Consider the following 24,663-nt stretch of genomic DNA (forward strand, 5'->3'; position numbering starts at 1 on the left):
AGCACCCACTTAGGTGCTTTCTAGGAGGGGTATAAAAAAGAATAAAAAGAGTATACTCCCTCTTCCTTAAATAAAGCTAATATAAACCCAGAAAAGTAAATAGTCTGCTGAGCCGTTTAGAGGTAGACCTGTCCTACCAAAACAATCTTGTCCCATGAACTTGGTCAATAGCTAGTTTTTCTAGTAAAACTGGCACATTTTCCACAGTCAATCCACCACCAATCAAGATTTCAATTTTACCTTGTGCATAGGCGACAATCTCCTGTAACCATTCCACCTTGTTCAAGGCAGACCCTGTCAGACTTCCACGCGTCAAAATCCGTGTCACTCCATGTTCTGCCAGCCAATCAAGAGCCTCAAATTGGCGTTCGCGAGGAATTTGGTCAAAAGCCATGTGAAAGACAATCTGACAGTCCTGCGAAACAGCAAACAGTCTTTCCAAGGCCGCTTCGTCCAACCAATTTTCCTCGGTTAACAAACCATAAACCAGACCATCTGAACCTAGTTCAATCGCTACTTTACAATCTTCAACCATCATTTCCACCTCAGCTTCATCGTAGCAAAAATCTCCACCTCGAGGGCGAATCATGGTCATGACTGTGGCTTCATTCTCATGAGCCAGTTGACAAACATGTTTGATCACTCCATAACTCGGCGTCGTCCCTCCGACTGCCAAATTATCACAGAGTTCAATCCGTTTAGCTCCTAGGGATAGGGCCTTCATCACACCTACATGATTTTCGGAACAAAATTCTTTAATCATCTTTATTCCTTTCAAGTTTTTTCTTTAGTATAACAAAAAAGAGTATATTAACCAATACTCTTTTGGGCAACCAATATATCTTTTAAAGAAATAAGTAAAACAGCAAGTAAAATCAACAACATTCCAACAAAATCAATTGCATAAAATCGTTCATTGACCAACCACACTGCAAAAAAGACAGATGCAATCGGCTCAATCGAGGCCAAAAGACTACCATTGACAGGACCAACCATACTGACGCCTTTAAGAAAGGCAGTATAGGCAAAAATCGTCCCGACTCCGACAATACCTAGCAGACCCAGGAAACTTCCACCATCAATAGGAAGACGATGCTGCCAAGTTTGCAAACCAAGCGTGACTACAAAACCACCCATTAACATCCCTAAACCAATCACCGTTATACTGCCGTATTGACGGATCAATTTACCTGGCAAAATAATATATAGCGCATAAGTAAAGGCTGAGAAGATTCCCCAGAACAAACCGATTGGAGTCACTGCCAATTCATCTAATTTGCCATGAGTCGCAATCAGAAAAGTTCCTGCTACGGCTAAGAGAATTGAAATCAACTCAATCCCTGATGGTTTTTCCCTATTTTTCAAACAGGTATAAGCCAAGACTAAGATAGGGCAAAGGTATTGTAAAACCGTAGCCGTTCCCGCATTGGTATGATAGATGGCTTGTAAATAAGCCATCTGGTTAAGAACCAGACCCAACATCGCAAAAACAAAAATTCCCAACAAGGCTTTTCTATTTTTCAACACTATCAACAGCTGTTCTTTCGCTGTAGCATAAGCCAGGCCAACGAGAAAGAATCCCGATACCAACAAACGCAGGGAGGTAATCATATCCACCGAAACACCACGTGACATCAAGTACTGCCCACTCACTCCAGACAAGCCCCAGGCTATACCTGCTATTAATGTAATCAGTGTCCCCAATCTCTTTTCCGCCATCATATCTCCTTCTCACACTGTGAATACTTCCATTATACCAAAAGAGCAGGAAGGGAGGCAAAAAGACAGGTCCAACCTCACTAAGTTTGCGTCAACATCTCAGCGCAGTGGTTGATTGGCTTTAACAGTCTGGGGGACTGTTAAAGGTTGGAGATGGGATTTGCAGAGCAAATCTCAGCAATTCGCGTTTCACGCTCCAAATCTGACCTCTACGACTGATGCGAACAGAGTTCGCTTCATCTCCAACCTCAAACTGTCTCCCAGACAGTTTTGTAGCGAACTCTGTTCGCCCTATCTCCAGTCTCCAAAGATTCCCCGAACCTTTGGAGCTATGCGGGGTGGGAGTTCAAAAGGTCTGGGAGACCTTTTGAAGTGGGAGATACAAGCTGGCGGTAGTCAGCTCTCATCATTCAAGGTCTGGGGATAGACTGTTTCAGCTCAACAACCAGAAATGATGAATTGTTGACGAACTCTTTAGATTGGTCGAGTTCTATCCCACTCCCACTCTTTCTTACATTTATGCTACTAAACCTACAAATTCTACGAATCGTAGAAAGGCTGCCTGTCCTTCTGGAGTTCGTTTGTAGACCCCTGCATCTTCCAATACACGCGCGAAAATTTGTCCCACTGACTCACGAACAACTTGTTCGACGGTTTCTTCCGTCACATCTGGATGAGCTGTTTTCAGACTTTCCGCCCAAGACTGATGATAGTCAGCTACCTGACTAGCTTGACCCAGTAAGAATTTTTCTACTTCAGCCAATTCTGCCTTTAAGCGTGGAGGTAAAATCGCCAAGCCCATTACCTCAATCAAGCCGATATTTTCTTTCTTGATATGTTGCACATCTGGATGTGGATGATAGATGCCATCTGGAAATTCTTCCGAGGTCTGATTGTCGCGGAGAACCAAATCCAGCTCGTACAAATCTCCTCGTTTCCGAGCAATCGGGGTGATGGTATGATGGGGAGTTCCATCCGTCTCAGCCTTTATCTGAACGCTATCATCTGAGTAGCTCCGCCATTTTTCCAAAATCTTAGTCGCTAAACCAAGAAGCGATGGCTTATCTGCTGAACTCAAGCGAATCACCGACATGGGCCACTTGACAATGCCTGCCGAAACGGACTCAAAGCCGTCGAAGACCAGCTGGCCTTCTATCGGTGCCTTTTCCATGGCAAAACTGTGCCGCCCACCCTGATAGTGATTGTGGGTCAAGATGGAGCCACCCGAGATTGGTAGGTCGGAGTTGGAACCGACAAAATAGCCTGGCAACAAATCCAGCAAGTCCAAGAGTTGCTCAAATGTTCGCGGACTAATGACCATCGGCACATGTTCCTGATTTAGGAAAATAGCATGTTCATTGTAGTAAGCATAGGGCGAATACTGGAAGCCCCACTTTTCCTGACCAAGATCCAAGCGAATAATACGGTGGTTGGCGCGTGCAGGATGATTAATCCGACCCTGATAGCCCTCATTTTCCATACAGAGTAGGCATTTGGGATAATTGCTCGCTTCAGCTTTCGTAGCAGCTGCAATAGACTTGGGATCCTTCTCAGGTTTGGACAGATTGATTGTGATTTCCAAATCCCCATACTCTGTCGAAACTGGATAATAGATATTTTTCGCAATCGCAGCCATCTTGATATAGTCATTGCGCTTGCTCAATTCATAAAAGTCCTCAATCGCTTGCTCTGGACTGTCCTGATAGGTCTGCCAAAAATCACGATTGACCTGACTCGGACTCGGTGTCATCAAATCCATCAAACAAGACCCAACCATGTCCTGCTCTTCCAGCAATTCACCCACAAAACCAGTTCGAACTCCATGAGCCAATAGTTCATCTTTTAATTCAATCAAGTCCTCTAACTCTGTTTGAACAGTCAGAACCTGGTCTCCCACCAAAGCCAAGACTCGATTGCGCAGGTAAAGAGCATCCATTTCTTCAAAACCACTGTTGGCAATGACCTGCTCAACAAAACGATCCACCAATCCTGTCATCATTTCTCCAATCTATTATTAATCATAGTCTTTCAGTTTACTTTTAGTATAAGGCAACGAACTGCAGGCAGTACTGAAGTACGGCAAAGTGAGTTAACGCAGTAATAAAAGATAAAATGAAAGACTATAAGACGCGAGAACCTCCAGCAATTTCCGCTACATAGAAGCTTGGTTCATAGCCAACGACCTCAGTATAGGTCTTACCAACATTTTCAGTAAAGGCATCAACCTTGTCCTTATGAACAATAGCAATACCACAACCGCCGAAACCAGCTCCTGTCATCCGAGCACCAAGAACGCCTTCTTGCTCCCAAGCTGTATGAGCCAAGGTATCCAATTCCAAACCTGTCACTTCATAATCATGTTCCAAAGAGACATGAGAAGCATTGACCAAACGACCAAAGGTTGCCAAATCTCCTTCTTCCAAGGCCTTACGAGCCTGCAAGGTCCGTTGATTTTCTAAGACAGCATGGCGGGCACGCTTAATACGATTTTCATCCTTAATCAAATAACTATATTGATCAAAGGTCCATTCATCCAATTCTCCCAGAGTTTGAATATTCAAGACTGCATTCAATTCTTCGACTGCTTTTTCACATTCCGCACGGCGTTCATTGTACTTAGAATCTGCCAATTCACGGCGTTTGTTGGTGTTCATGATGACAATCACATGGTCACCCAAATCCAGTGGCACCAATTCATACTCCAAGCTATTGGTATCCAGATAAATGGCACGCTGGTCTGCTCCCATACCGATAGCAAACTGATCCATGATACCAGAATTGACACCGATAAAGTGATTTTCCGTTTGCTTGCCAATTTTCACCAAATCAAGGCGAGTCAGTTCTAGACCATACAATTCTTCTGCGATGATGCCAATCAAGAGTTCCAGAGAAGCTGATGATGACAAGCCTGAACCATTTGGAATGTTACCGTAAACAAAGACTTCCATACCTGTATCAATGCTATGTCCTGCTTCTTGCAAGAACTTAAGAACACCTTTGGCATAGTTGGTCCAGTTGTCCGCCTTATCAAAGACCAGATTGTTCAAATCAACCTCAATAATACCTACTTCCTCGAAGTTAGCAGAATAGAAACGCAAAAGTTGATCTTCACGTTTGCGAGCAGCCCCGTATGTTCCCAAGGTAATGGCCGCAGGAAAAACATGACCACCATTGTAGTCCGTGTGCTCACCAATCAAATTAATCCGACCTGGTGAGAAAAAAGTTGCATCAGCCTCTTGTCCAAAAACATCGAGAAAGGCCTGCTTGAGTTGTTCTTTATCCATAAGAACCTCCTAATTTTTGTAATCGTTTTCTTTTATTGTACAACTCAACAATTTAAAAGTCAATATTTTTACTAAATTTTTACTAATTTTGTTTTTTATGCTATACTAGAGACAAATAAACAGGAGAAAAACATGGTTACTATCAAAGAAATCGCCGAAAAAGCTCAACTATCCTCTGCCACCATTTCCAGAGTTCTAAAGGGAGACCTGACCCTATCCGTCAGCCAAGAAACCCGCGACCGCATTTTCAACTTGGCACAGGACCTGGGCTACACCAAACACCTCAAAAAACAAGCACCTCAACAAAAAGGCACCATCGGTATTGTCCAATGGTACACCGAAAGCGAAGAGCTGGCTGACCTCTACTACTATTCCATCCGTGCCAGCATCGAGCAGACCGCCAGCCTTCTCGGCTATCAAATTATCCGCTCCTTCAACGACTTGACCAATCTCCTCCTTCAAGGATTGGACGGCATCATCGCAGTTGGTAAATTTTCTTCTGGGCAAATAGCAGAGCTGACCAGCTTGTCTTCCAAGCTAATCTTTGTAGATTCTGATACACTGACCGAGGGATTCTCCTGCGTCACAACTGATTTTGAACACTCTGTTCAGACAGTTATCGACCACTTCCGTTCACAAGGTCTGACTGATATTGGCCTCCTAGTCGGACAGGAAGAAACCACAGACGGACACCAACTGCCAACAGACCCCCGCCTAACTGCCTTTCGTACCTATCTAGACACCTTGGGGATTCTAAAGGAAAACTACATCTACCAAGGGAAATTCTCCACCCAGTCGGGCTATGAGCTGATGAGCCAGGCCATTTCCGACCTGGGCGACCAACTGCCTCCAGCCTTCTTCATGGCAAACGACACTCTGGCTGTCGGTGCCCTTAGAGCCCTTCAAGAGCACCAAATCGCCGTGCCAGAACGGGTCCAGCTCATCACCTTCAACGACACAGCCATCACGCGCCAAGTCTATCCAGCCCTGTCCTCTATCAGTGTCTTCACCGAAGAAATGGGACAGGAAGCCATGCAACTGCTGGACCGTGTCATAACAAGCCCAACGCCCCACCACCCCCGCAAAATCAAGCTGGGTACCCAGCTGGTTATACGGGAAAGTTCTTATTAAAAAGGTATAAGAAAAATCTTCCTACTTGTGTGTGAGTAAGAAGATTTTTTTATTATCAATAATAATGATTATGAACCTCTTGAACTCTCAAATTTTTGAGGTAAGAAGCTGCTTCAGCGGTATTGATGCGAATAGCTTCTAATTGCCCTATCTGCACAGCTTGCATATAGTTATTATATCGAAGGAGTTCGACCATTCTCTGGCTGTTGATATATTGTTCTTTTTGCAGTTGTTGCATCTCTGCTAGATAGGCTAATTGTGTCGCTTTATATTGTGTATCATCATAGAGATTAACCAATTCTTTGATATTATCAGCCTTGAAATTTTCAAGTGATGCAATAAAGAAATCTACAGCATCCATAAAATAATAATCTTTAGGATACCAACCCTGCCCAAACACTGACAATACTTGCGCAGCTTGATTTTGTTCAAGTTTACACTGTTCTTTCTCCCGTGCTATCTCTTCATTTCGTTCAATTTGGCGCTTGTACTCTTCCACCCTCATTTCATTGTCTTCAATACGCTTACGATTTTCTTCATCAATCAGCTGATTAATAAAACTAACCCATCTTGGATAGAAAAGATTTCCTAAAATCAAAGAAACAGCTACTACAACTACTGATATGATGCCAAATACAATTGCTGCAAGAATATCAACACTCATAAAAGATTTAACTGCTACATGTATAATATTCAACGGTGTTGTTAATACAATGAAAAGTGATATAAAAATTCCAATTCCTATCCATGCGCCTTTATGCTGACGCATCTTTTTTTGGATTAGAAAAACGAGAACGGCACTTGCGACTAAATACCAAAACAGTTCTCTAACATTACCTGCCCCCCAAAGACCTAAAAACAAGAATTTTGCAATATTTCCAATTGCTCCCATCAACACTGCATAGAATGACCACTTCAACAGTCTTTCCGATACAGGTTTTGTTCCATCTCCGAATGAATCCGCTAATTCTTCTTGAATAAGCTCTGCTTTTCTTTTAGCATTTTCAAGCTTCGTCAAAGCGATCTCTTTTTCATAGATAAAGGTCAGCCCCTGACGTATCGTATAGAGATTATTCAATAATTGTGCTCTTTCTTCCATATCTTACATTCTTTCTGTTTTTTCCTATATAAGGAAAAATAAAGCAACAAATGCTTTATTCTTCCCACCACCATTTGTATCTTATTTGACTTGGCTTTGCAGTCTCTTTCCATACTCTACCTGTTGCTTTAGAAATGTATCCCATCAAAATTCCTATAGCTATAAAGGATAGCTTTGTAAATTTCCACAAGAACGATAGCAGCTTGTTTTCAACTTTCATTTCTTACCCTCTACGTCTTCTAGCACCTGCCAAACCAAGACTGGACAATACTGCTACACCTGTGAGCGCCAACAGACTTGTTTGCTCCCCTGTGTTTGGCAAGGCCTTAGCTCGTTCGACACGTGAGTAAGTAATCCCTTGTGGTGCGACGGTTACACCTGGTTGCAGTTCCGTCACCACAACCTTACCGTCAACAATCTTCACATCTTGACCTTTGTCAAGGGCTTGTTTGATGGCATCAATATCGACAGCTGGTTTGTCCATTGCTGTTGGTGCATCTTTTGGTACTGCAACAACTGTTCCGTCTGGAAGAGTAGCAATAGTGTTATCTTTTGCTTTGTCTTCCAAGTCTTTGATGACTTCATACTCTGCTTGAAGTTCTGCCAATTTAGCTTTTTCTTCAGCAAGTTTAGCAGTAAGTGCTTCAAGGTTAGCTTGAGCTGTTTCAGCTTTTGCTTGTGCGTCTGCAAGAGCAGCTTGTTTTGCTGTGAGAGTTGCTTTTGCTTCAGCAAGAATTGCAGGAGCATTCAAGTAACCGTTCAATTCTTCAGCAAGTGCTTTTGCTTCCTCAACTAAGCGGTCTTTTTCTGCAAGGAGTGCGTCACGCTCTTTGTTCAAGCTATCAAGCGTTGCTTGTTGGCTTGCAAGGTTAGCTTGAGCTGTTTTAAGAGCTTCAGCCTTAGAGCTTGCAGTAGCTTGTGCGGTAGTAAGGTCAGCTTTAGCAGTATCAAGGGCTGCCTTCTTAGTTGCAAGGTCTGCTGAGAAGTTGTCAACAGCCTTTTGTGCGTCAGCCTTGCGAGTTTCAGCGTTTTGAAGAGCAATTGTTGCAAGACGCAAGTTATTTTCTGCTACCTGTGTTTGAAGCGGTGTTGCAGTAGCATCAGCAAGGACTTTCTCTGCCTGTGTTTTAGCTTCAAGTGCGGTAGCGTAATCTGAACTTGCTTGAGTCAATGTTTTCTGAGCTTGAGTAAATGCCACTTGGGCAGTAGCAAGGTCTGTTTTAGCTTGTTCAAGAGCAGCTTGAAGTTTAGCTGGGTCATTAACATTAGTTACCCCTAATATCTCAGACTCCGAACCAAGTTGCATAAAATGAATAATATGAAATTGATTTTGAATATTTGCAAATGATACCGCATGTCTATCTCCATAATAAACTAGGTTTCTCATATGACCAAAAAGAGAGGGAGCATCTGAAAAGGTAAATGCCAACATTGAATCAAAGACCTGCTGTTTTAATTCATACATTGTCATAGTTGGAAGATATACAGCTGAGACCCCCAAATTATCTAGCCCTGCCGAATGTGGGATATGAGCTTTTGATTGTTCACTTGCTGGGAGAAGAGCCCACTTTTGAATAGATTCACCACGTTGGACATACTTTAATGTTTGCTCGTCAGCATGTTCAATAACTTCTACGGTCGTATAGACATCAAATGTTGCAGGATCTAAACTTTTACGAATTGCTGTAATGACCCTAGCAGCAAAAGTGTTTATCTCGATTTTTTGTGCATCTGTTAATTCGCCGATTACAACCATCTCATCTTTATCTGCTTCATTCAGTTTTACAGACGATTTATTAATAGCTTCAAATCCAGAACCTCGTAATAATTCAAGAGCATCAGCATTTGATTTATCTTGACTCCAATCTTTATACCACTCTATAAAAGTTTTGTCATCAAGAGTACCATCTGCATTTTCTAATTGACCTGCTCCAATGATAAATTCTTCAACTTCAACATTTGCAAGAGCGTCTGTTGCTGATTTGACAGCGTCTGTTGCTTTGGTTACTGCGTCAGTTGTCGTTTTAACCGCATCTTGTGCCGCAATCAATTTTGCTTTTGCTGTATCAACAGCGTCTGTTTTGACTGCAAGGTCAGTTGTTGCTGCGTCAATCTTAGTTTGGCGGTCTGCGTCTGCCTTTTTAGCTGTATCAACGGCTGTAGTAGCAGTTGCAACGTTGTCTTGTGCTGTTTTGACATCAGCTGTAGCTTGGTCAAGGTTTGCTTGAGCTTCTGCAAGACCAGTACCAGAAAGGGCCTCTTGTGCGGCTTTGACATCAGCTTGTTTAGACGCTACGGTGCTATCCGCTTGGTCTTTGTCTGCTTGTGCAGTATCAACAGCAGTTTGTGCATCAGCAACAACTTGTGTTTGTGCTGTGATTTCAGCGTTGACTCCATCTGTTTCAGCAGCGTTAGCTTGCTGGTCAGCAAGGTTAGCTGTTTGGTCAGCTTGGTTTGCTGCGATGTTGTCTGGTGTAGCGTTTGCTGCGTTTGCTTCAGCGTCTTTGACAGTTTGAGTTGCAGTATCAACAGCAGATTGTGCGTTAGACAGGTCTGAATTTGCAAACTGTGCTTGATGATTTGCAGTTTCTACTTGAGCTTGGACATCCGCGACAACTTGTGCTTGTGCCTCCACTTCTGATTTTGCTTCAGCAGCAGTTTTTGGTGCTTCTACAGCAGTAGTTTCTGCTGCTGGTGTTTCAGTTGCAACTGGTTTTACTTCCTCAGCGAATGTTGGTGCAGAAGTAACACCGATTGCTGTTGCGATTGCCGCACCTGTTGCAAGAGTTTTGATTGATTTTTTGTTCATAGTTTTCTCCTGAGTTGCTGTTAGGATTGGTTTGACTTTAAAGTCAAACCTTGATATATGTAGTATATCAAGCGATTTATACTCTATATTTTTCAAAGTATACCATAAATTTCCTTACAATTATTTCCATAGAAACCTATAGGTTCAATATTGCAAAATATCATCGAAAAGCAATGTATTTTTTTTTTTTTGAATCCATAGGTCATCTTTTTGTAGATTTTTATCCTAGTTTTAAGTATACTAATCTAAAAAAAGATTGGAAGGAATATTATGTCGAGTCTATACCCGTTTGGACCAACCTTTAAACAATTACGAGAGAAAAGAGGGCTTAGCTTAAAGGAGGCTGCTTCTACGATTGTATCACCGCAATTTCTGAGTCGTTTTGAAAAGGGAGAGAAGGGAATTTCCCTTGAAAACTTTAACCGTTTATTGATTGTACTCGGCTTAGAATGGAAGGACTTTGCAGCTGCATTTGCAGATAATGGCGGAGATTGCATCGAATTTCCTGCTTACGAGTTTTCCAAACATGTCACAAATGAAGAAGACATATTTCGCTATCTTCCTGAATACGAAAAATTATTTGATCGATACCTAACTGACAATCCTACACAGGCAGTCATATTGCTAAAGATAATCAAGCTGGGACATTATCCAACCATTTCCAAGTCAGAAGAAACCGTTGAAAAAATTCAACCTGTTATCAATCACCTGATGAAGCTTGAGACCTTTACTAGTTCCGAGCTGGAATTATACTGTCGTATCGTCAATCACTGTCCCTTGGAATTGGTGGAACACATGACGAAACAGCTCCTGTTTATGTACAAACAAAGTGCAGATACGGACACCTATATTCGTATCTTAAATGGACTGACCTTCACAGCCAAACACTTTTCCGAGCAAGGCTATCATCTAAGGGCTGATAACATTATTAAAGAAGTGAAAAAGCTTCAAACATTTGAACGTGGTTATTTAGCGATACCTCTCATGTTCCTTGAGGTAGAACATATCTACAATCAATTCCGCTGGAATAAGACTGAAGCTTTCGAACTCGCTAAAAATATGTTAAATTACTTGGAAAGTGCTAAATTTATTGACCAAAATTATTATTCGAATTTCATCAAAGCCTTTATCTATAATTGCAACAAACTAAACAAAACAGGCAAGGATTTATATTAAGATAAGCACAAAAAAACCGAGAGTTCACAACGAATTCTCGGTTTTCTTCTATTCATTTTAGTCTAACAACTTAGCCAATTCCTGAGCCAAGAGTTGTTGAGCAACTTGTGGATTAGCTTGTCCCTTGGTTGCTTTCATCAAGAAGCCTGTAAAGGCCTTGTCTGCATTGCGTTTACCAGACTTGAAGTCGGCTACGGCTGCTTCATTATCCGCAAAGACTTGGTGGATAATCGGAATCAAGACCGCAGGGTCAGAAATCTGTACCAAGCCAGCTTTCTCAACGTAAGCCTTAGCAGAGCCACCTTCTTTGGCCAAGTGAACAAAGACTTTCTTGGCAATCTTAGATGAAATAGTACCATCCGCAATCAAGGCAATCATCTCCACCAAGTTTTCAGGTGTTAAGGCGATTTGCTCAATAGTCTTACCTTCAACATTGAGGAACTGAGCCACTTCACCCTGCAACCAGTTAGATACTTGTTTAGCATCGCCACCTACTGCCACGGCTGCTTCAAAGAAATCAGACAGAGCCTTAGTAGATGTCAACTGACCAGCATCGTAGGCGGTCAAGCCCAAGTTTTCCACATAGTGAGCGCGGCGAGCCTTTGGAAAGACTGGCAATTCTGCACGCACTTCCTCAATCCAGCTATCATCAATCTCATAAAGTGGTAGATCTGGCTCTGGGAAGTAACGGTAGTCAGCTGACCCTTCTTTGACACGCATGAGAATGGTTTCACCAGTAGATTCATCATAACGGCGAGTTTCCTGCTGGATTTGACCACCTGAACGCAAGATTTTCGCCTGACGTTCTACTTCGTGCTGCAAGCCCTTGCGAACATAGTTGAAGGAGTTGAGGTTTTTCAACTCAGTCTTGGTACCAAATTTCTCCTGACCATAAGGACGAAGTGAGATGTTGGCATCCACGCGCATAGAACCCTCTTCCATCTTCACATCTGAGATGCCGGTGTATTGGATGATTTCCTTGAGAGCTGTCAAGTAGGCATAAGCCTCTTCAGGCGAACGCATATCCGCTTCTGACACAATCTCAATCAAAGGAACACCCTGACGGTTGAGGTCCACATAAGAATAACCATCTGTCCCGTGGGTATTCTTACCTGCATCCTCTTCCAAATGCGCACGCTCGATACGAATTTTCTTAGTCGTACCGTCTTCTAGCTCAATCTCAATCCAACCATTGTAGCCGATTGGCTCGTCAAACTGGGAAATCTGATAGGCCTTAGGGTTATCAGGATAGAAATAGTTCTTACGGTCAAAGTGCATGTCCTTGTGAATGTCCATGTTCAAGGCCAAGGCAGCCTTGATCCCCGCATCCACAACGCCCTTGTTAAGGACAGGAAGGACACCTGGGAAAGACCAGTCAATCACGTTGGTATTAGCATTTGGATCCTCACCAAAATGAGCAGATGAAGGTGAGAAAATTTTCGAGTTGGTATTCAACTCCACATGGACTTCTAGACCAATAATCGTTTCAAAGTTCATTAGTTAGCACCTCCAAAAATCACTGGTTGTTGCTTGTGGTAGTCTGTTGTCGCTTCAAAGGCAGCAGCCACTTGGTAAATGGTCTCTTCTGAGTATTTTGGACCAATCAACTGCAAACCGACTGGCAAGCCTTCCACAAAACCAGCAGGAATAGAAAGACCAGGAAGACCAGCCAAGTTTACAGGAATTGTTAACAAGTCCGCCAAGTACATAGCCACAGGGTCATGGTTGAGCGTGTCCAAACCAAAGGCAACTGTCGGAGCTGTCGGACCTAAAATCAAGTCATAGTCCGCAAAGACTTTTTCAAAATCCTGGATAATCAAAGTCCGCACCTGGCCAGCCTTCTTGAAGTAGGCATCGTAGTAACCAGATGACAAGCTAAATGTACCTAACATAATACGACGTTTGACTTCCTCACCGAATCCTTGGCTACGGGTTTTCACGTAAATCTCATCCAAGTTGGTCGCATCTTCTGCACGGAAACCATAACGGATACCGTCAAAACGTTGCAAGTTAGAAGAAGCCTCTGATGAAGCAATGATGTAGTAAACGGCAACCCCATACTTAGAATGTGGCAGGCTGACTTCCTCGATAATCGCCCCCAGACTTTCCAAGTGCTTAGCCGCCTTGAGAATGGTTTCCTTGACCTGCGGATCAATCCCTTCGCCCATGTATTCTTTTGGCAGAGCAATCTTCATCCCCTTGATGTCTTGACCAATCTTGCTAGTGAAGTCAGCAATTTCATTGATCGTTGATGTTGCATCCTTGACATCATGACCAGAGATGACATTGAGCAACTGGGCATTTTCCTTAACTGTCTGTGAAAATGGACCAATCTGGTCAAGAGATGAACCAAAGGCAATCAAACCAAAACGGGACACCGTTCCATAGGTCGGTTTCATACCAACGATACCATTAAAGGCCGCAGGCTGGCGGATGGAACCACCTGTGTCAGAACCGAGTGACAAACGGACTTGACCAGCAGCAACTGCAGCTGCCGAACCACCTGAAGAACCACCAGGAACTTTTGTCTGGTCCCAAGCATTTTTAGTCGGTTTGAAGGCAGAGTTCTCATTAGAACCACCCATTGCAAACTCATCCATGTTGGTCTTCCCAACAACAATCATATCCTTTGCGTAGGCCTGAGCAACCGATGTCGCATCGAAAATCGGCTCGTAGTTGTAGAGCATTCTTGATGCTGCCGTGGTCAAAATCCCCTTGGTTGAGATATTGTCCTTGACTGCCAAAGGAATCCCTGCCATAACATTGTCCGCATCAATCCCTTTTTCATCAAGGGCCGCAGCCTGTGCCAAGGCCGCATCTTCTGTGATAGTCAAGAAAGCATCCACTGCTCCCTCACGGCTCTTAATGTCTTCCAAAGTTGCCTTGGTCAACTCAACCGCAGAAATCTCCTTTTTGACAAGAAGGTCATGCAATTCATCAATGGTTTTATTGTTAAAAGTCATTAGGCATCTCCTCCCCCGTCTAGAATAGCTGGTACCTTGATAAAGTTATCTTGTGATTCAGGCACATTTTTAAAGAGCTCCTCACGGCTCTCACCTTTTTGGGCAATATCTGCTCGCAAGACATTCTTACGGTCAGCCATAGTGGTCGTTACCGCAACACCTGTCGTATCTACTTCATTGAGCAATTCAACCATATCGACAATCTTGCTCAAACTTGTCGCAAATTCCGCTGTTTCTTGATCCGAAAATTCCAGCTTAGACAGCTTGGCAACGTGACGGACTTCAGCTTCAGAAATCTTCATTCTTACTTTCCTCCTAATGGAAATCTATCTTCTCATTATACCATATTTCCAGCCCCAGACAAAGGTAGAAATGACCTAATATGTTACCTATTTCCTCCTAAAAATCCGTTCTTTAAATTGCGAAGTATTCCTAATCTCACACCGTAAAACGATAAAAAACAGCAAGTTTCATCTAGCAATAAAACTTACTGTTTGCTTAGCCTATCTTTTTATGAACTAATCCTTTGCATGTTTGCGGTATTTTTCCATTTTCCCCTTAAAAAGCTCTCCATTACTTGGTGCTGTATAGGAGACAGCATTGGCTCCAGCTTCGATAACCCGACGAATAGAGTCCTCAGTCGGACCACCAGTCGCAATAATTGGAAAGTCAGGGAAAGCTTCTCGAATCTTCTTCACAACCCTTGGCGTTTCCATACCGCAAGAAACATTTAAAATATCTACTCCTGCTTCAATCCGTGAGGTTAAATCAGACTTTTCAGAAACAACTGTATAAATGATAGGAATATCCACTACTTTATTGATTGCCTCAATTGTTTTTACATCCGTTGGTCCATTTACCACAACAGCGTATGCTCCCTCCGACTCAGACAATAGACTCATATTAGCTGAACGCATACCTGTCGTCAAGCCTCCACCAACACCAGCCAAGACTGGAACTGACGCAACCAACATAATACTTTTGATAATAGCTGGACTGGGCGTAAATGGATATACAGCCAAAATAGCATCTGCGTTGTGATTGGCAATAATCGACACATCCGTTGTAAATAATACTGAACGAATGCGACGACCATAAATACGAATTCCACTACATTCCTTGATAACTTCTGGCATCTGAACAATATCCTGCCGTAAATCTGATAAAACAGATGGAATAAACTGTTCGCTCATCCGCAACCTCCTCTATACTAGCTACAATAATATATAGTATAACATATTATTTCATGGAAGAGACACAAAAACAATCCATTTTGCCACTGCTTTCACAATAAAGTACTTTTCAACAGATTTTTTTAAAAAAAGAGACAGCTTTCGCTGCCTCCCATTTCTCCGACCAAAATAGTCTGTAGGACTATCTTAACGACGGATTTCTTTGATACGTGCTGCTTTACCTTGCAATGCACGTAGGTAGTACAATTTAGCACGACGTACTTTACCGTAACGTACTACTTCAATCTTATCAACACGTGGAGTGTGGATTGGGAATGTACGTTCAACACCTACACCACCAGAGATTTTACGTACAGTGTACATTTCTGAGATGCCTTGACCTTTACGAGAGATAACAACACCCTCGAAAATCTGGATACGTTCGCGGTTACCTTCGACAACCTTAGCGTGAACACGCACAGTGTCACCAGGACGGAATGAAGGGATGTCAGTACGAAGTTGACCTTCTGTCAAACTTTGGATCAATGGATTCATTTTATTCTCCTATCTTTGTCAATCTTAGGTGCTTTTAAACCCAGCGGATAAACTGTATTTTTGTGCGTCCATTACACACAGAATATATTATACACCAAGTAATCACCTATGTAAAGCATTTTGATAAATTTATCATGGTCAATCACACCGCTTCTTTTATAGTCTTTTAGTTTACTTTTAGTACTAGGCAACGAGCTGCAGACAGTACTGGAGTACGGCAAAGCGAGTTAACGAAGTAATAAAAGAAAAACGAAATGACTATATCAGAATCAGACTGACGACGTAGTTGTAGATGGAACTGAAGTTCATCAAGCTAAGTCAATAAGGTCTGAGTTTGATTTTCAAAGAGTGTTCATGATACAGATTCCTGTTGGAGAAAAACGAAAAACCAGTCCACAGACTGGTCACTATACTATTAGTCAATGATTGTCGCACCAAGTACATGACGCAAATGGTTGAGAGCAAACTGATGATTCTCCTCCGTCAATGCAGCAATGGCTGATGAGACCACCTCAATACGATACCCCTTATTATAAGCATCAATAGCTGTATGAAGAACACAAATATCAGACAAAACACCCGTCAAGACAACCGTATCTACACCACGTTCTCTTAGTCGAACATCCAAATCCGTCCCAGAAAAAGTAGAATAATGACGTTTATCCATCCAACGAACACGCGCATGCCCTTTATGTTTTTGATAAAAATCTGCTAAAGGACCATACAAGTCACGCCCTTGCGTCCCAATGATATTATGGCTTGGGAAAAGCTGAGCTTCAGGATGAAATTCATCCCCCTCCTCATGACCATCAATCGCAAAGAAAATGTAGTCTCCATTTTCAAAAGCTTCTTGCGTAACCTGAGCAATTCGTTCAGAAATAGCCTGAGCTGATTTTCCAGCAGTCAACTTTCCTTCGTCTGCCACAAAATCTATTGTATAATCAATCGAAATCAATGCTTTAGTCATTTTAGTAGTCACGTTTCTTAATTTCATCAAAAATAGCTGGGATGAGAACTTTCAAATAAGTCCCCTTCATTCCCAAAGAACGACTTTCAATAATCCCTGCACTCTCCAACTTACGCAGTGCATTCACAATCACCGAGCGTGTAATACCGATACGATCTGCAATCACAGAAGCAGTCAATTGCCCCTCATTGCCATCCAATTCACCCAAAATAGCTGCAACTGCCTTCATTTCTGAGTAAGATAGCGTATTTACCGCCATATTAACTGCCGCACGACGACGGATATTCTTCTCGTCTTCTTCCCGTTGGAAATTAAGTAACTGAATACCAACTACTGTTGCCGCAATCTCCACCAAAATCAAATCATCATCGTGAAACTGCTCATCATTCCGCCAAATAATAAGCGAACCAAAACGAATCCCCGTCACATGGATAGGCGCTATCGTTGTCAGACCATTTGGATAGGTCGAACGTGATTCGACAGGGATGGCAGTCAACTCGCTCTCAACAGGCAAATTAACCTGCGTATCGTAAACCTGCGCAACTGCTTTTACATATCCTTCTGGGAATTGTTTATTTTGGAAAAATTCTTCCACACGATCATTGTTCGTCTCATAGTTCATGTGGTATCCCAAAACCTCACCTTCACTATTAATGATGCACGAGTTGCAGTCAATAATAGCTGATAAATGCTCAGCAATGGCATTGTAAGGCAATTCTTCTGCCAATTGCTCTTCGGAACGCTTCAAAATAGAAGTAATATTCCGTGTCTTCTCTAATAATGTTGTCATATTTTCCTCTTTACTCTGTAATTGCTTTCAGTATAGCAAAAAATACATAAAATTTCAACAATTATCAGAATATTTACCGTTGTTAGAAAAATACAAACAATTTCATTCAAGTAAAAAGAAAAGGCTGATTAACATTCAGCCCTAAATTCCATTATCTACGATATTGCCGCAAGAATCGTGACATTTTTTCTTGAATTTCTGCCAACTCATCCACACGTGGTAAATACACAATACGGAAATGATCTGGATCCTTCCAGTTAAAACCTCGACCATGGACCAAAAGTACTTTTTCTTGCTTGAGGAAATCCAATACAAATTGTTCATCATCATCAACTCTGTACATCTCACGATCAATTTTTGGGAAGACATACAGACCAGCCTTAGGTTTTACAGCAGAAAGCCCTGGAATATCATTAATCGCCTTAGTAATAAACTCCCTTTGTTCATATAAGCGTCCGCCAGGCATCAAGAGTTCATCAACCGATTGGTAACCTCCCAAAGAAGTTTGAACAACCTGTTGCGCCAAAACGTTTGAACACAAACGCATATTGGACAACATATTCAAGCCTTCAATGTAACCTTTTACATGCTTTTTCGGACCAGATAAGACCATCCAACCTACTCGGAAACCACAAATACGATGCGATTTAGACAGTCCATTCATCGTCACAACAAATAAATCTGGAGCCAGTGTCGCAATAGGGATATGAACAGCTCCGTCAAAGACCATACGATCATAAATCTCATCAGAGAAAATAATCAATTCGTGTCTACGAGCAATATCAATGATTCCTTCTAAAATTTCTTTCGGATAGAGAGCACCAGTTGGATTATTTGGATTGATAAGGACAATTGCCTTGGTTCGAGAAGTCACCCTGGACTCCATGTCTGCCAAATCTGGATACCATTCAGCTGCTTCATCACAAACATAGTGAACAGCTTTACCACCAGCCAAACTAACTGCGGCAGTCCAGAGAGGATAGTCTGGCATTGGCACCAACACCTCATCACCATTATCTAGCAAACCTTGCATAGACATAACAATCAGCTCACTCACGCCGTTTCCAAGATAAATATCTTCAATATCAACATTTGGAAATTTCTTTAGCTGACAATACTGCATGATAGCCTTACGTGCAGAAAAAATTCCCTTACTGTTCGAGTATCCCTCAGATTTACGGGCGTTATGAATCAAGTCACGAATAACCTCATCTGGAGCAGTAAAACCAAATTCTGCAGGATTCCCCGTATTCAAACGTAAAATCTGCTCTCCATTGGCACGCATGCGCATGGCCTCTTCCAAAACAGGCCCACGAATATCATATGCTACATCATCCAATTTTGTTGACTTGTTAAATTGCTTCATGTCGTCACCTCGACTTTCTATCTTTTCTATTGTACTGTAAAAGCTAAAAAAGCACAAGAATCCTTTACATTTTCTCTCAAAAGGCTTATAATAAAAATGTAAGGGACTACTCTACCTATTTCGGGACAAAGCTCTTCTGAAAGGAGTGATTATTATGACACAATCTTACAAAACAATACTCGTCGCTGTAGACGGCTCTAAAGGTGCAGAATTAGCTCTTCATAAAGCCATTCATGTCGCACTACGTAACCAAGCACGTCTGATTATCGCCCATGTGATTGATACCCGTGCTCTCCACAATGTTGTTGCATTTGACGCCTCTGTCTATGAATCTTTAGAAAGAGAGGCGGAGCTCCTCCTCGAAGAATACAAACAAGAAGCCCTCAACGCTGGTCTGACCGATGTACAGATTCGCATTGAATTCGGTAACCCAAAAACCCTACTGGCTATCGATATTCCAAAGGAAACCGGTGCGGATCTTATGTTACTTGGAGCAACTGGTCTAAACGCCTTTGAACGTCTCCTAATCGGATCCTCATCCGAATATATCATGCGCCACGCAACTATCGATTTACTCATTGTTCGCGATGGAGAAAAAAGTTTATAAACCAAAAGACTTGATTTACGAATCAAGTCTTTTCATCTGTCTTTTCAGCTCTTCCTGAATCTTTTCCTCCGGCGCAAACCGTTCTTCCCAATCATCAGGTTTTAAAATTTTATGAGTAATTGGATCAAAATGGGCCTTCCCATCTGGAAATATTTTCCCCATATTTGCAGTATGGACTATCTGAAAAATTGGTTCTGGATCAACCCCCATCAAAACAAACGAACCATATGTAAAATAAAGAATATCCAGCAAAGCATCTACCTGATCCTGCATCGAAACCCCGAAACTTCTCTTGCCAGATACCTTAACAGCAGCAGTATCTAAATCCTGATGAAGTTGTTGAATAAAATCATGAAACTCAACTTCAGATTCTGAAGCTGCATGTAGAAATTCTACCAACTCCTCCACTTTAAAACCAGCGCGATGCAAAGCCGTCTGTCCATCATACACACTGGGAAGTTCTTGGGTTTCACCATCCATTAAAAAATGAAAATCCTTTACCCTATTAAAATTATCGTCCTTGCTCTGAAACATCTTATCCCTCAATCACACCAAAATGAATTAATGCCTTATAAATCCCATCACGATTATTTGTATCTGTAACAAAGGAAGCTGCTTGTTTCACCTTTTTCGTCCCATTTCCCATCGCTACCGAGTGCTGAATTTCATTCAACATTTCAAAATCATTATTAGAATCTCCGAATACCATAACTTCATCTAACTCAAAACCATATCGATCCGCAACCTTTACAATACCCGATAATTTTGAATTTCCCTTACTGATAATATCCGTCGCATAGGGACTCGAACGCGTAAAAGACAAGTTCGGAAAGAGTACCTCCAATGATTGTGTCTCCCTTTCCGTCGTCAGCAACATCAGCTGATAGATTGGTTGAAAGAGAAAAACCTTCAAATTCGTTTCCTGTTGAGGACTAATCCAACGTACCAAGCGATTGAAAACAAAGTTTATGATTCCAGCCCAGGACTCCGGAATCATACGCGTCACACGATATGCAAAATTTCCTGTTCCAGCACTCATAATCTTACTACCAAATATGCCTTTAGCAGTTCCAAAAGACAAATCCTTATGGTGAGTTTGCGCATACTCCATAATTTGTTCAATTTGCTTTGGCTCTAAACTCTGACTATAAATAACTTCTTCTCTTGAGAAAATATATTGACCGTTATAAGCAATGGCCAAATCTAGCCCTAAACTAGCCATATACTGCAAAACAAAACGAGGGTCACGTCCTGTAGCTAGACCAACTAAAATCCCCTTCTCTTTCAAAGCATTAATGGCGAGAATAGTTGAACTACTAACCATGCGATTGTCGGTCAATAAGGTACCATCAATATCGAAAAATACAGCCTTTATCGTCAACCAACTCACCTACTTTCTAAGAATTATGTTACAATTAGTATATCACACTTTGAAAGAAACTGAAAATTTATGAAAAAAATTCTAGTATTGCATACAGGTGGAACCATTTCTATGCAATCCAATCATCAGGGTGAAGTTGCATCGAGTAAAATCAATCCAATGACCCAAATTGATAGCCCACTAGAAGAAATTCAAGTGACATCCTTGGATTTTCTCAATGTTCCAAGTCCACACATTCGCTTAGAACACATGATGGCTCTATACCAAAAAATCAAAGAAGAACAAATGAACTTCGATGGTTTTGTCATTACACATGGCACAGATACTTTAGAAGAAACTGCCTATTTCCTTGATACAATGGCTATTCCAGAAAAACCAATTGTATTGACCGGAGCTATGCGTTCCTCAAATGAACTAGGTAGCGACGGGATTTATAACTACCGAACAGCCCTACGTGTGGCTGCTGATGATAAATCCGCAGATAAAGGTGTTCTAGTGGTCATGAACGATGAAATTCATGCTGCTAAATATGTTACAAAAACGCATACCACCAATGTCTCAACCTTTCAAACACCAACCCATGGACCACTGGGCTTAGTCACCAAACGAGAGATTCTCTATTTTAAAACTGCTGAACCACGTGTTCGATTTGACTTGTCAAGAGTCACAGGAACGGTCCCAATCATAAAAGCTTATGCAGATATGGACTCCATCCTCCTTGATTCTCTCACTGCAGGCTCAATTTCCGGCTTAGTCATTGAAGCACTCGGCGCCGGAAATCTTCCGCCTACCATCCTTCCAGCCACTAAGAAACTCCTTGATCAAAAGATACCCATTATTCTGGTATCTCGCTGTTTTAACGGAATTGCTGAGCCTGTCTATGCCTACCAAGGAGGTGGCATCCAACTGGAACAAGACGGCATTCTATTTGTTAAAGAATTGAATGCTCAAAAAGCCCGACTCAAACTCCTTATCGCTCTCAATGCAGGCTTGGAAGAGCAAAGCTTGGCAGATTACATCCAAGGTTAATCGCTGACGCACTATACAATATGTCAAAAGACCAGCACATGTGTGTTGGCCTTTTTATATGACTAATCCAATTCCTCTCCATCTTTCAAATTAGCAAGTAAAATCGACCAATTAGGGTCCTCCTGCCAATTTTCCACGCTAACAATCTGACTAGCAACTCGTCTTGCTTCCTCTAAAATTGGATAGTCCTCGATAATATTTGCAACCTGAAATTCTGGCAAACCTGATTGACGAGTTCCAAAAATTTCACCTGAACCACGCATTTTCAAGTCAGCTTCAGCCAAAATAAAACCATCTGTCGTCTCTGTCATAATTTTCATGCGTTCCTTACCAGACTCTGTTTTAGGATTAGCAACTAACACTGCATAAGACTGCTTATGACCACGTCCTACACGCCCTCTCAACTGATGTAATTGGCTTAAACCAAAACGATCTGCATCCATAATAACCATCACCGTTGCATTGGGCACATTGACTCCGACTTCAATAACAGTCGTAGAAACCAAAATATTCGTTTTTCGCTCCTTAAAAGCCTGCATGATGGCATCTTTCTCGTCATTTTTCATCTTACCGTGTAACAAATCCACTGTAACTTGCTCTCCAAAATGCGCCTGTAAATCAGATTGCAGATCTACAGCATTTTTTAAATCCAGAGCCTCAGATTCTTCAATCAGCGGAGAGATAAAATAAACCTGAGCACCTACTTCTAACTCCCGCTCCAACCAATCTAAGACCGTGGGCAACTGTTGATGTTTGACCCAGCGAGTGATAATTGGCTTCCGACCAGCAGGCAACTGATTAATAATCGATACATCCATATCTCCAAAAGCTGTAATGGCTAACGTCCGAGGAATAGGTGTAGCAGTCATCATAAGCACATCCGGATTATCACCCTTCTCACGAAACAGACGGCGCTGTTTAACACCAAAACGATGTTGTTCATCCGTCACAACCAAACCAAGCTTATGGTACGTCACACTTTCCTGGATAAGAGCATGAGTTCCTACAATGATGTCTACCTGACCACTAGAAATCGCCTCTAAAGCAGTACGACGCTCCGCAACCTTCATTCCCCCTGTCAAAAGAGCAATAGAAAGTTCTGGAAAAAGCTGGCGCAAACTCTCAAAGTGTTGCTCCGCCAAAATTTCTGTCGGCACCATAATTGCAGCCTGCATCCCCGCAGTCACAGCAGCAAACATAGCCAATCCAGCAACTACTGTCTTCCCTGAACCAACATCCCCTTGTAACAAACGATTCATGTGCCCATAGGACTTCATATCTGATAGTATTTCAGCCAAAGCCCCAGACTGAGCATCCGTTAAGGCAAACGGCAATTGTCTTATCTGCATAGCCAATCTATCAGCATCATAAGCAATCTTCAAACCATTCGAAATATCACGATTGTTGGCTTTAAGCATTTGCAACTGTAATTGAAAATAAAATAATTCCTCAAACTTCATACGTCGCAAAGCTTGTCTATACTCTTCTAAATTTGTCGGAAAATGCATCGCAAAAACCGCCTCTCGGCGATTCATTAACCGATAGCGCTCTCGTAAAACTGATGGTAAATTCTCCTCTAATAAATGCAAATATCCCTGATCAATAGCTGTTTTAATAGCCTTAACCAAATTTACTTGCGAAATCCCCTGCGCCACATGATAGACAGGCTGCAGCTCATCTGATACTTGAGCCAAAACTTTCATTCCTGTCAAACTTGCCTTAGCCTTATCCCACTTTCCCCAAACTGCAATATCCTGCCCCAAAACAATCTTATCTGCTAAATAAGGCTGATTAAAAAACGAAACTGCTAAGACAACCTCACCCTGTTTCATTGAAAAACGGAGTCTATTTCTTTTGTAACCATAATACTGTACATTAGCTGGAGATACCACCTCCCCAACTACCACTGCCTTCTCACCATCCTGCAAATCATAAATAGACTTACTCTCAAAATCTTCATATCTAAATGGATAGTAAGTCAGCAGATCATTAATATTCTGAATGTTAATTTTTAAAAATTTTTCAGCCGATTTTGGACCAATCCCTGGCAAAACCGATAATTCATCACATAATCTTTTCATGTCTCTATTATATCAACAAACAATAAATAGACAAAGCAACAAGAAAAGAAAAGGAGCTAAATTAAAGCCCATTCACCTCAAAAAACAAAAAAAGAGACCTAAGCAGCCTCCCAATATAGTCCGTACGGGATTCGAACCCGTGTTACCGCCGTGAAAAGGCGGTGTCTTAACCCCTTGACCAACGGACCATATACTAAAGATTTCTCTTTACTCCGCCAACAGGGCTCGAACCTGTGACATCATGATTAACAGTCATGCGCTCTACCAACTGAGCTATGGCGGAATATGCTAAGCGACTACCGTATCTAACAGGGGGCAACCCCCAACTACTTCAGGCGTTCTAGGGCTTAACTGCTGTGTTCGGCATGGGTACAGGTGTATCTCCTAGGCTATCGTCACTTAACTACTGAGTCTTGTCAACTCAAAATTGAATATCTATATTCTAACAAGTTTTACCAACGCTGTCAATATTGACTTCGGTTTTAATAAGTAATTGTATTCGAACTAAAAAGCTAGTGATTTAGATAAATCTCC

General features: G+C 41.9%; 20 protein-coding genes, 2 tRNA genes, 1 rRNA gene and 1 pseudogene. 4 read left to right on the forward strand and 20 right to left on the reverse strand.

Annotated elements, in window-relative coordinates; genetic code table 11:
• Positions 1 to 133: 133 nt before the first annotated feature.
• The 4 genes from K5Q34_RS08905 to K5Q34_RS08920 all read right to left on the reverse strand — a co-directional run bounded on the left by K5Q34_RS08905 (position 134) and on the right by K5Q34_RS08920 (position 5,003).
• A complete protein-coding gene (locus K5Q34_RS08905; protein WP_024407245.1) occupies positions 134 to 763 on the reverse strand; it encodes a copper homeostasis protein CutC in 630 nt (209 codons plus the stop codon).
• Between the two features lie 47 nt (positions 764 to 810).
• Positions 811 to 1,719: a DMT family transporter gene (locus K5Q34_RS08910; RefSeq protein ID WP_172115771.1), complete on the reverse strand. Its 909-nt coding sequence runs from the start codon at positions 1,717 to 1,719 to the stop codon at positions 811 to 813.
• A 517-nt stretch (positions 1,720 to 2,236) separates the two neighbouring features.
• The gene (galT, locus tag K5Q34_RS08915) at positions 2,237 to 3,718 is read right to left on the reverse strand and encodes a UDP-glucose--hexose-1-phosphate uridylyltransferase (RefSeq protein WP_221864856.1); all 1,482 of its coding nucleotides are present in this window, start codon (positions 3,716 to 3,718) and stop codon (positions 2,237 to 2,239) included.
• Positions 3,719 to 3,839: 121 nt separating this feature from the next.
• Positions 3,840 to 5,003 carry a galactokinase gene (locus tag K5Q34_RS08920; RefSeq protein ID WP_221864857.1) on the reverse strand — a complete coding sequence of 388 codons (1,164 nt, stop codon included), beginning with the start codon at positions 5,001 to 5,003 and terminating at the stop codon, positions 3,840 to 3,842.
• Positions 5,004 to 5,135: 132 nt separating this feature from the next.
• Between K5Q34_RS08920 and K5Q34_RS08925 the strand changes: the two genes are divergently transcribed.
• The gene (locus K5Q34_RS08925; RefSeq protein ID WP_221864858.1) at positions 5,136 to 6,134 is read left to right on the forward strand and encodes a LacI family DNA-binding transcriptional regulator; all 999 of its coding nucleotides are present in this window, start codon (positions 5,136 to 5,138) and stop codon (positions 6,132 to 6,134) included.
• A gap of 55 nt (positions 6,135 to 6,189) precedes the next feature.
• Here K5Q34_RS08925 and K5Q34_RS08930 read toward each other — a convergent pair whose 3' ends face one another.
• From K5Q34_RS08930 to K5Q34_RS08940, 3 genes are read right to left on the reverse strand one after another with little or no spacing between them, the layout of a single operon-like run.
• On the reverse strand, positions 6,190 to 7,233 hold the full coding sequence (locus K5Q34_RS08930) for a hypothetical protein (RefSeq protein ID WP_221864859.1): 1,044 nt from the start codon (positions 7,231 to 7,233) through the stop codon (positions 6,190 to 6,192).
• Positions 7,234 to 7,288: 55 nt separating this feature from the next.
• The gene (locus K5Q34_RS08935; RefSeq protein WP_221864860.1) at positions 7,289 to 7,453 is read right to left on the reverse strand and encodes a hypothetical protein; all 165 of its coding nucleotides are present in this window, start codon (positions 7,451 to 7,453) and stop codon (positions 7,289 to 7,291) included.
• Between the two features lie 3 nt (positions 7,454 to 7,456).
• Positions 7,457 to 10,042 (reverse strand): SEC10/PgrA surface exclusion domain-containing protein, encoded by a 2,586-nt coding sequence (locus K5Q34_RS08940; RefSeq protein ID WP_221864861.1) that lies wholly within the window; start codon positions 10,040 to 10,042, stop codon positions 7,457 to 7,459.
• Positions 10,043 to 10,312: 270 nt separating this feature from the next.
• On the opposite strand from K5Q34_RS08940, the gene K5Q34_RS08945 reads away from it, so the two are divergent.
• Positions 10,313 to 11,218, forward strand: coding sequence for a helix-turn-helix domain-containing protein (locus K5Q34_RS08945; protein ID WP_221864862.1), 906 nt, complete (start codon positions 10,313 to 10,315; stop codon positions 11,216 to 11,218).
• A 57-nt stretch (positions 11,219 to 11,275) separates the two neighbouring features.
• Here K5Q34_RS08945 and gatB read toward each other — a convergent pair whose 3' ends face one another.
• The 8 genes from gatB to K5Q34_RS08985 all read right to left on the reverse strand — a co-directional run bounded on the left by gatB (position 11,276) and on the right by K5Q34_RS08985 (position 19,031).
• Complete coding sequence (gatB, locus tag K5Q34_RS08950) at positions 11,276 to 12,715, reverse strand: Asp-tRNA(Asn)/Glu-tRNA(Gln) amidotransferase subunit GatB (protein ID WP_221864863.1); 1,440 nt, start codon at positions 12,713 to 12,715, stop codon at positions 11,276 to 11,278.
• The gene (gene gatA / locus K5Q34_RS08955; RefSeq protein WP_221864864.1) at positions 12,715 to 14,181 is read right to left on the reverse strand and encodes an Asp-tRNA(Asn)/Glu-tRNA(Gln) amidotransferase subunit GatA; all 1,467 of its coding nucleotides are present in this window, start codon (positions 14,179 to 14,181) and stop codon (positions 12,715 to 12,717) included. Before gatA ends, gatB begins: the two co-directional genes overlap by 1 nt.
• The gene (gatC, locus tag K5Q34_RS08960; RefSeq protein ID WP_011921930.1) at positions 14,181 to 14,483 is read right to left on the reverse strand and encodes an Asp-tRNA(Asn)/Glu-tRNA(Gln) amidotransferase subunit GatC; all 303 of its coding nucleotides are present in this window, start codon (positions 14,481 to 14,483) and stop codon (positions 14,181 to 14,183) included. The genes gatA and gatC overlap by 1 nt, the downstream gene beginning before the upstream one ends.
• Before the next feature lie 216 nt (positions 14,484 to 14,699).
• Positions 14,700 to 15,374 (reverse strand): hydrolase, encoded by a 675-nt coding sequence (locus K5Q34_RS08965; protein ID WP_024407238.1) that lies wholly within the window; start codon positions 15,372 to 15,374, stop codon positions 14,700 to 14,702.
• 186 nt (positions 15,375 to 15,560) lie between these two features.
• Positions 15,561 to 15,908, reverse strand: coding sequence for a 50S ribosomal protein L19 (gene rplS / locus K5Q34_RS08970; RefSeq protein WP_011921928.1), 348 nt, complete (start codon positions 15,906 to 15,908; stop codon positions 15,561 to 15,563).
• A 415-nt stretch (positions 15,909 to 16,323) separates the two neighbouring features.
• Positions 16,324 to 16,875, reverse strand: a complete 552-nt coding sequence (locus K5Q34_RS08975; protein ID WP_024407237.1) for a cysteine hydrolase family protein — start codon at positions 16,873 to 16,875, stop codon at positions 16,324 to 16,326.
• A gap of 1 nt (position 16,876) precedes the next feature.
• Positions 16,877 to 17,665: a GTP-sensing pleiotropic transcriptional regulator CodY gene (gene codY / locus K5Q34_RS08980; RefSeq protein WP_023369388.1), complete on the reverse strand. Its 789-nt coding sequence runs from the start codon at positions 17,663 to 17,665 to the stop codon at positions 16,877 to 16,879.
• Positions 17,666 to 17,816: 151 nt separating this feature from the next.
• Positions 17,817 to 19,031 (reverse strand): pyridoxal phosphate-dependent aminotransferase, encoded by a 1,215-nt coding sequence (locus K5Q34_RS08985; protein WP_105136576.1) that lies wholly within the window; start codon positions 19,029 to 19,031, stop codon positions 17,817 to 17,819.
• Between the two features lie 154 nt (positions 19,032 to 19,185).
• Between K5Q34_RS08985 and K5Q34_RS08990 the strand changes: the two genes are divergently transcribed.
• Positions 19,186 to 19,638, forward strand: a complete 453-nt coding sequence (locus K5Q34_RS08990) for a universal stress protein (RefSeq protein ID WP_004195772.1) — start codon at positions 19,186 to 19,188, stop codon at positions 19,636 to 19,638.
• Positions 19,639 to 19,653: 15 nt separating this feature from the next.
• On the opposite strand, the pseudogene K5Q34_RS11845 reads toward K5Q34_RS08990, so the two are convergent.
• Positions 19,654 to 21,019: pseudogene (locus K5Q34_RS11845) on the reverse strand (Cof-type HAD-IIB family hydrolase).
• Positions 21,020 to 21,088: 69 nt separating this feature from the next.
• On the opposite strand from K5Q34_RS11845, the gene K5Q34_RS09005 reads away from it, so the two are divergent.
• Positions 21,089 to 22,048 carry an asparaginase gene (locus tag K5Q34_RS09005; RefSeq protein ID WP_221864866.1) on the forward strand — a complete coding sequence of 320 codons (960 nt, stop codon included), beginning with the start codon at positions 21,089 to 21,091 and terminating at the stop codon, positions 22,046 to 22,048.
• Between the two features lie 62 nt (positions 22,049 to 22,110).
• Here K5Q34_RS09005 and recG read toward each other — a convergent pair whose 3' ends face one another.
• From recG to rrf, 4 genes are all read right to left on the reverse strand, one after another.
• A complete protein-coding gene (gene recG, locus K5Q34_RS09010) occupies positions 22,111 to 24,129 on the reverse strand; it encodes an ATP-dependent DNA helicase RecG (protein ID WP_221864867.1) in 2,019 nt (672 codons plus the stop codon).
• A 116-nt stretch (positions 24,130 to 24,245) separates the two neighbouring features.
• Positions 24,246 to 24,317, reverse strand: a tRNA-Glu gene (locus K5Q34_RS09015).
• A gap of 22 nt (positions 24,318 to 24,339) precedes the next feature.
• Positions 24,340 to 24,412 (reverse strand) — tRNA-Asn (locus K5Q34_RS09020).
• A gap of 4 nt (positions 24,413 to 24,416) precedes the next feature.
• Positions 24,417 to 24,532, reverse strand: a 5S ribosomal RNA gene (rrf, locus tag K5Q34_RS09025).
• Between the last annotated feature and the right edge of the window lie 131 nt (positions 24,533 to 24,663).

Origin of the sequence: Streptococcus sp. 2018110, assembly GCF_019754115.1 — a bacterium.
Classification (GTDB): domain Bacteria; phylum Bacillota; class Bacilli; order Lactobacillales; family Streptococcaceae; genus Streptococcus; species Streptococcus hashimotonensis.

Bases quoted from the DNA above. Each gene is read 5' to 3' on its own strand.
- K5Q34_RS08905 (WP_024407245.1), bottom strand. From the start codon at position 763: ATGATTAAAGAATTTTGTTCCGAAAATCATGTAGGTGTGATGAAGGCC.
- K5Q34_RS08910 (WP_172115771.1), bottom strand. From the start codon at position 1,719: ATGGCGGAAAAGAGATTGGGGACACTGATTACATTAATAGCAGGTATA.
- galT (WP_221864856.1), bottom strand. From the start codon at position 3,718: ATGATGACAGGATTGGTGGATCGTTTTGTTGAGCAGGTCATTGCCAAC.
- K5Q34_RS08920 (WP_221864857.1), bottom strand. From the start codon at position 5,003: ATGGATAAAGAACAACTCAAGCAGGCCTTTCTCGATGTTTTTGGACAA.
- K5Q34_RS08925 (WP_221864858.1), top strand. From the start codon at position 5,136: ATGGTTACTATCAAAGAAATCGCCGAAAAAGCTCAACTATCCTCTGCC.
- K5Q34_RS08930 (WP_221864859.1), bottom strand. From the start codon at position 7,233: ATGGAAGAAAGAGCACAATTATTGAATAATCTCTATACGATACGTCAG.
- K5Q34_RS08935 (WP_221864860.1), bottom strand. From the start codon at position 7,453: ATGAAAGTTGAAAACAAGCTGCTATCGTTCTTGTGGAAATTTACAAAG.
- K5Q34_RS08940 (WP_221864861.1), bottom strand. From the start codon at position 10,042: ATGAACAAAAAATCAATCAAAACTCTTGCAACAGGTGCGGCAATCGCA.
- K5Q34_RS08945 (WP_221864862.1), top strand. From the start codon at position 10,313: ATGTCGAGTCTATACCCGTTTGGACCAACCTTTAAACAATTACGAGAG.
- gatB (WP_221864863.1), bottom strand. From the start codon at position 12,715: ATGAACTTTGAAACGATTATTGGTCTAGAAGTCCATGTGGAGTTGAAT.
- gatA (WP_221864864.1), bottom strand. From the start codon at position 14,181: ATGACTTTTAACAATAAAACCATTGATGAATTGCATGACCTTCTTGTC.
- gatC (WP_011921930.1), bottom strand. From the start codon at position 14,483: ATGAAGATTTCTGAAGCTGAAGTCCGTCACGTTGCCAAGCTGTCTAAG.
- K5Q34_RS08965 (WP_024407238.1), bottom strand. From the start codon at position 15,374: ATGAGCGAACAGTTTATTCCATCTGTTTTATCAGATTTACGGCAGGAT.
- rplS (WP_011921928.1), bottom strand. From the start codon at position 15,908: ATGAATCCATTGATCCAAAGTTTGACAGAAGGTCAACTTCGTACTGAC.
- K5Q34_RS08975 (WP_024407237.1), bottom strand. From the start codon at position 16,875: ATGACTAAAGCATTGATTTCGATTGATTATACAATAGATTTTGTGGCA.
- codY (WP_023369388.1), bottom strand. From the start codon at position 17,665: ATGACAACATTATTAGAGAAGACACGGAATATTACTTCTATTTTGAAG.
- K5Q34_RS08985 (WP_105136576.1), bottom strand. From the start codon at position 19,031: ATGAAGCAATTTAACAAGTCAACAAAATTGGATGATGTAGCATATGAT.
- K5Q34_RS08990 (WP_004195772.1), top strand. From the start codon at position 19,186: ATGACACAATCTTACAAAACAATACTCGTCGCTGTAGACGGCTCTAAA.
- K5Q34_RS09005 (WP_221864866.1), top strand. From the start codon at position 21,089: ATGAAAAAAATTCTAGTATTGCATACAGGTGGAACCATTTCTATGCAA.
- recG (WP_221864867.1), bottom strand. From the start codon at position 24,129: ATGAAAAGATTATGTGATGAATTATCGGTTTTGCCAGGGATTGGTCCA.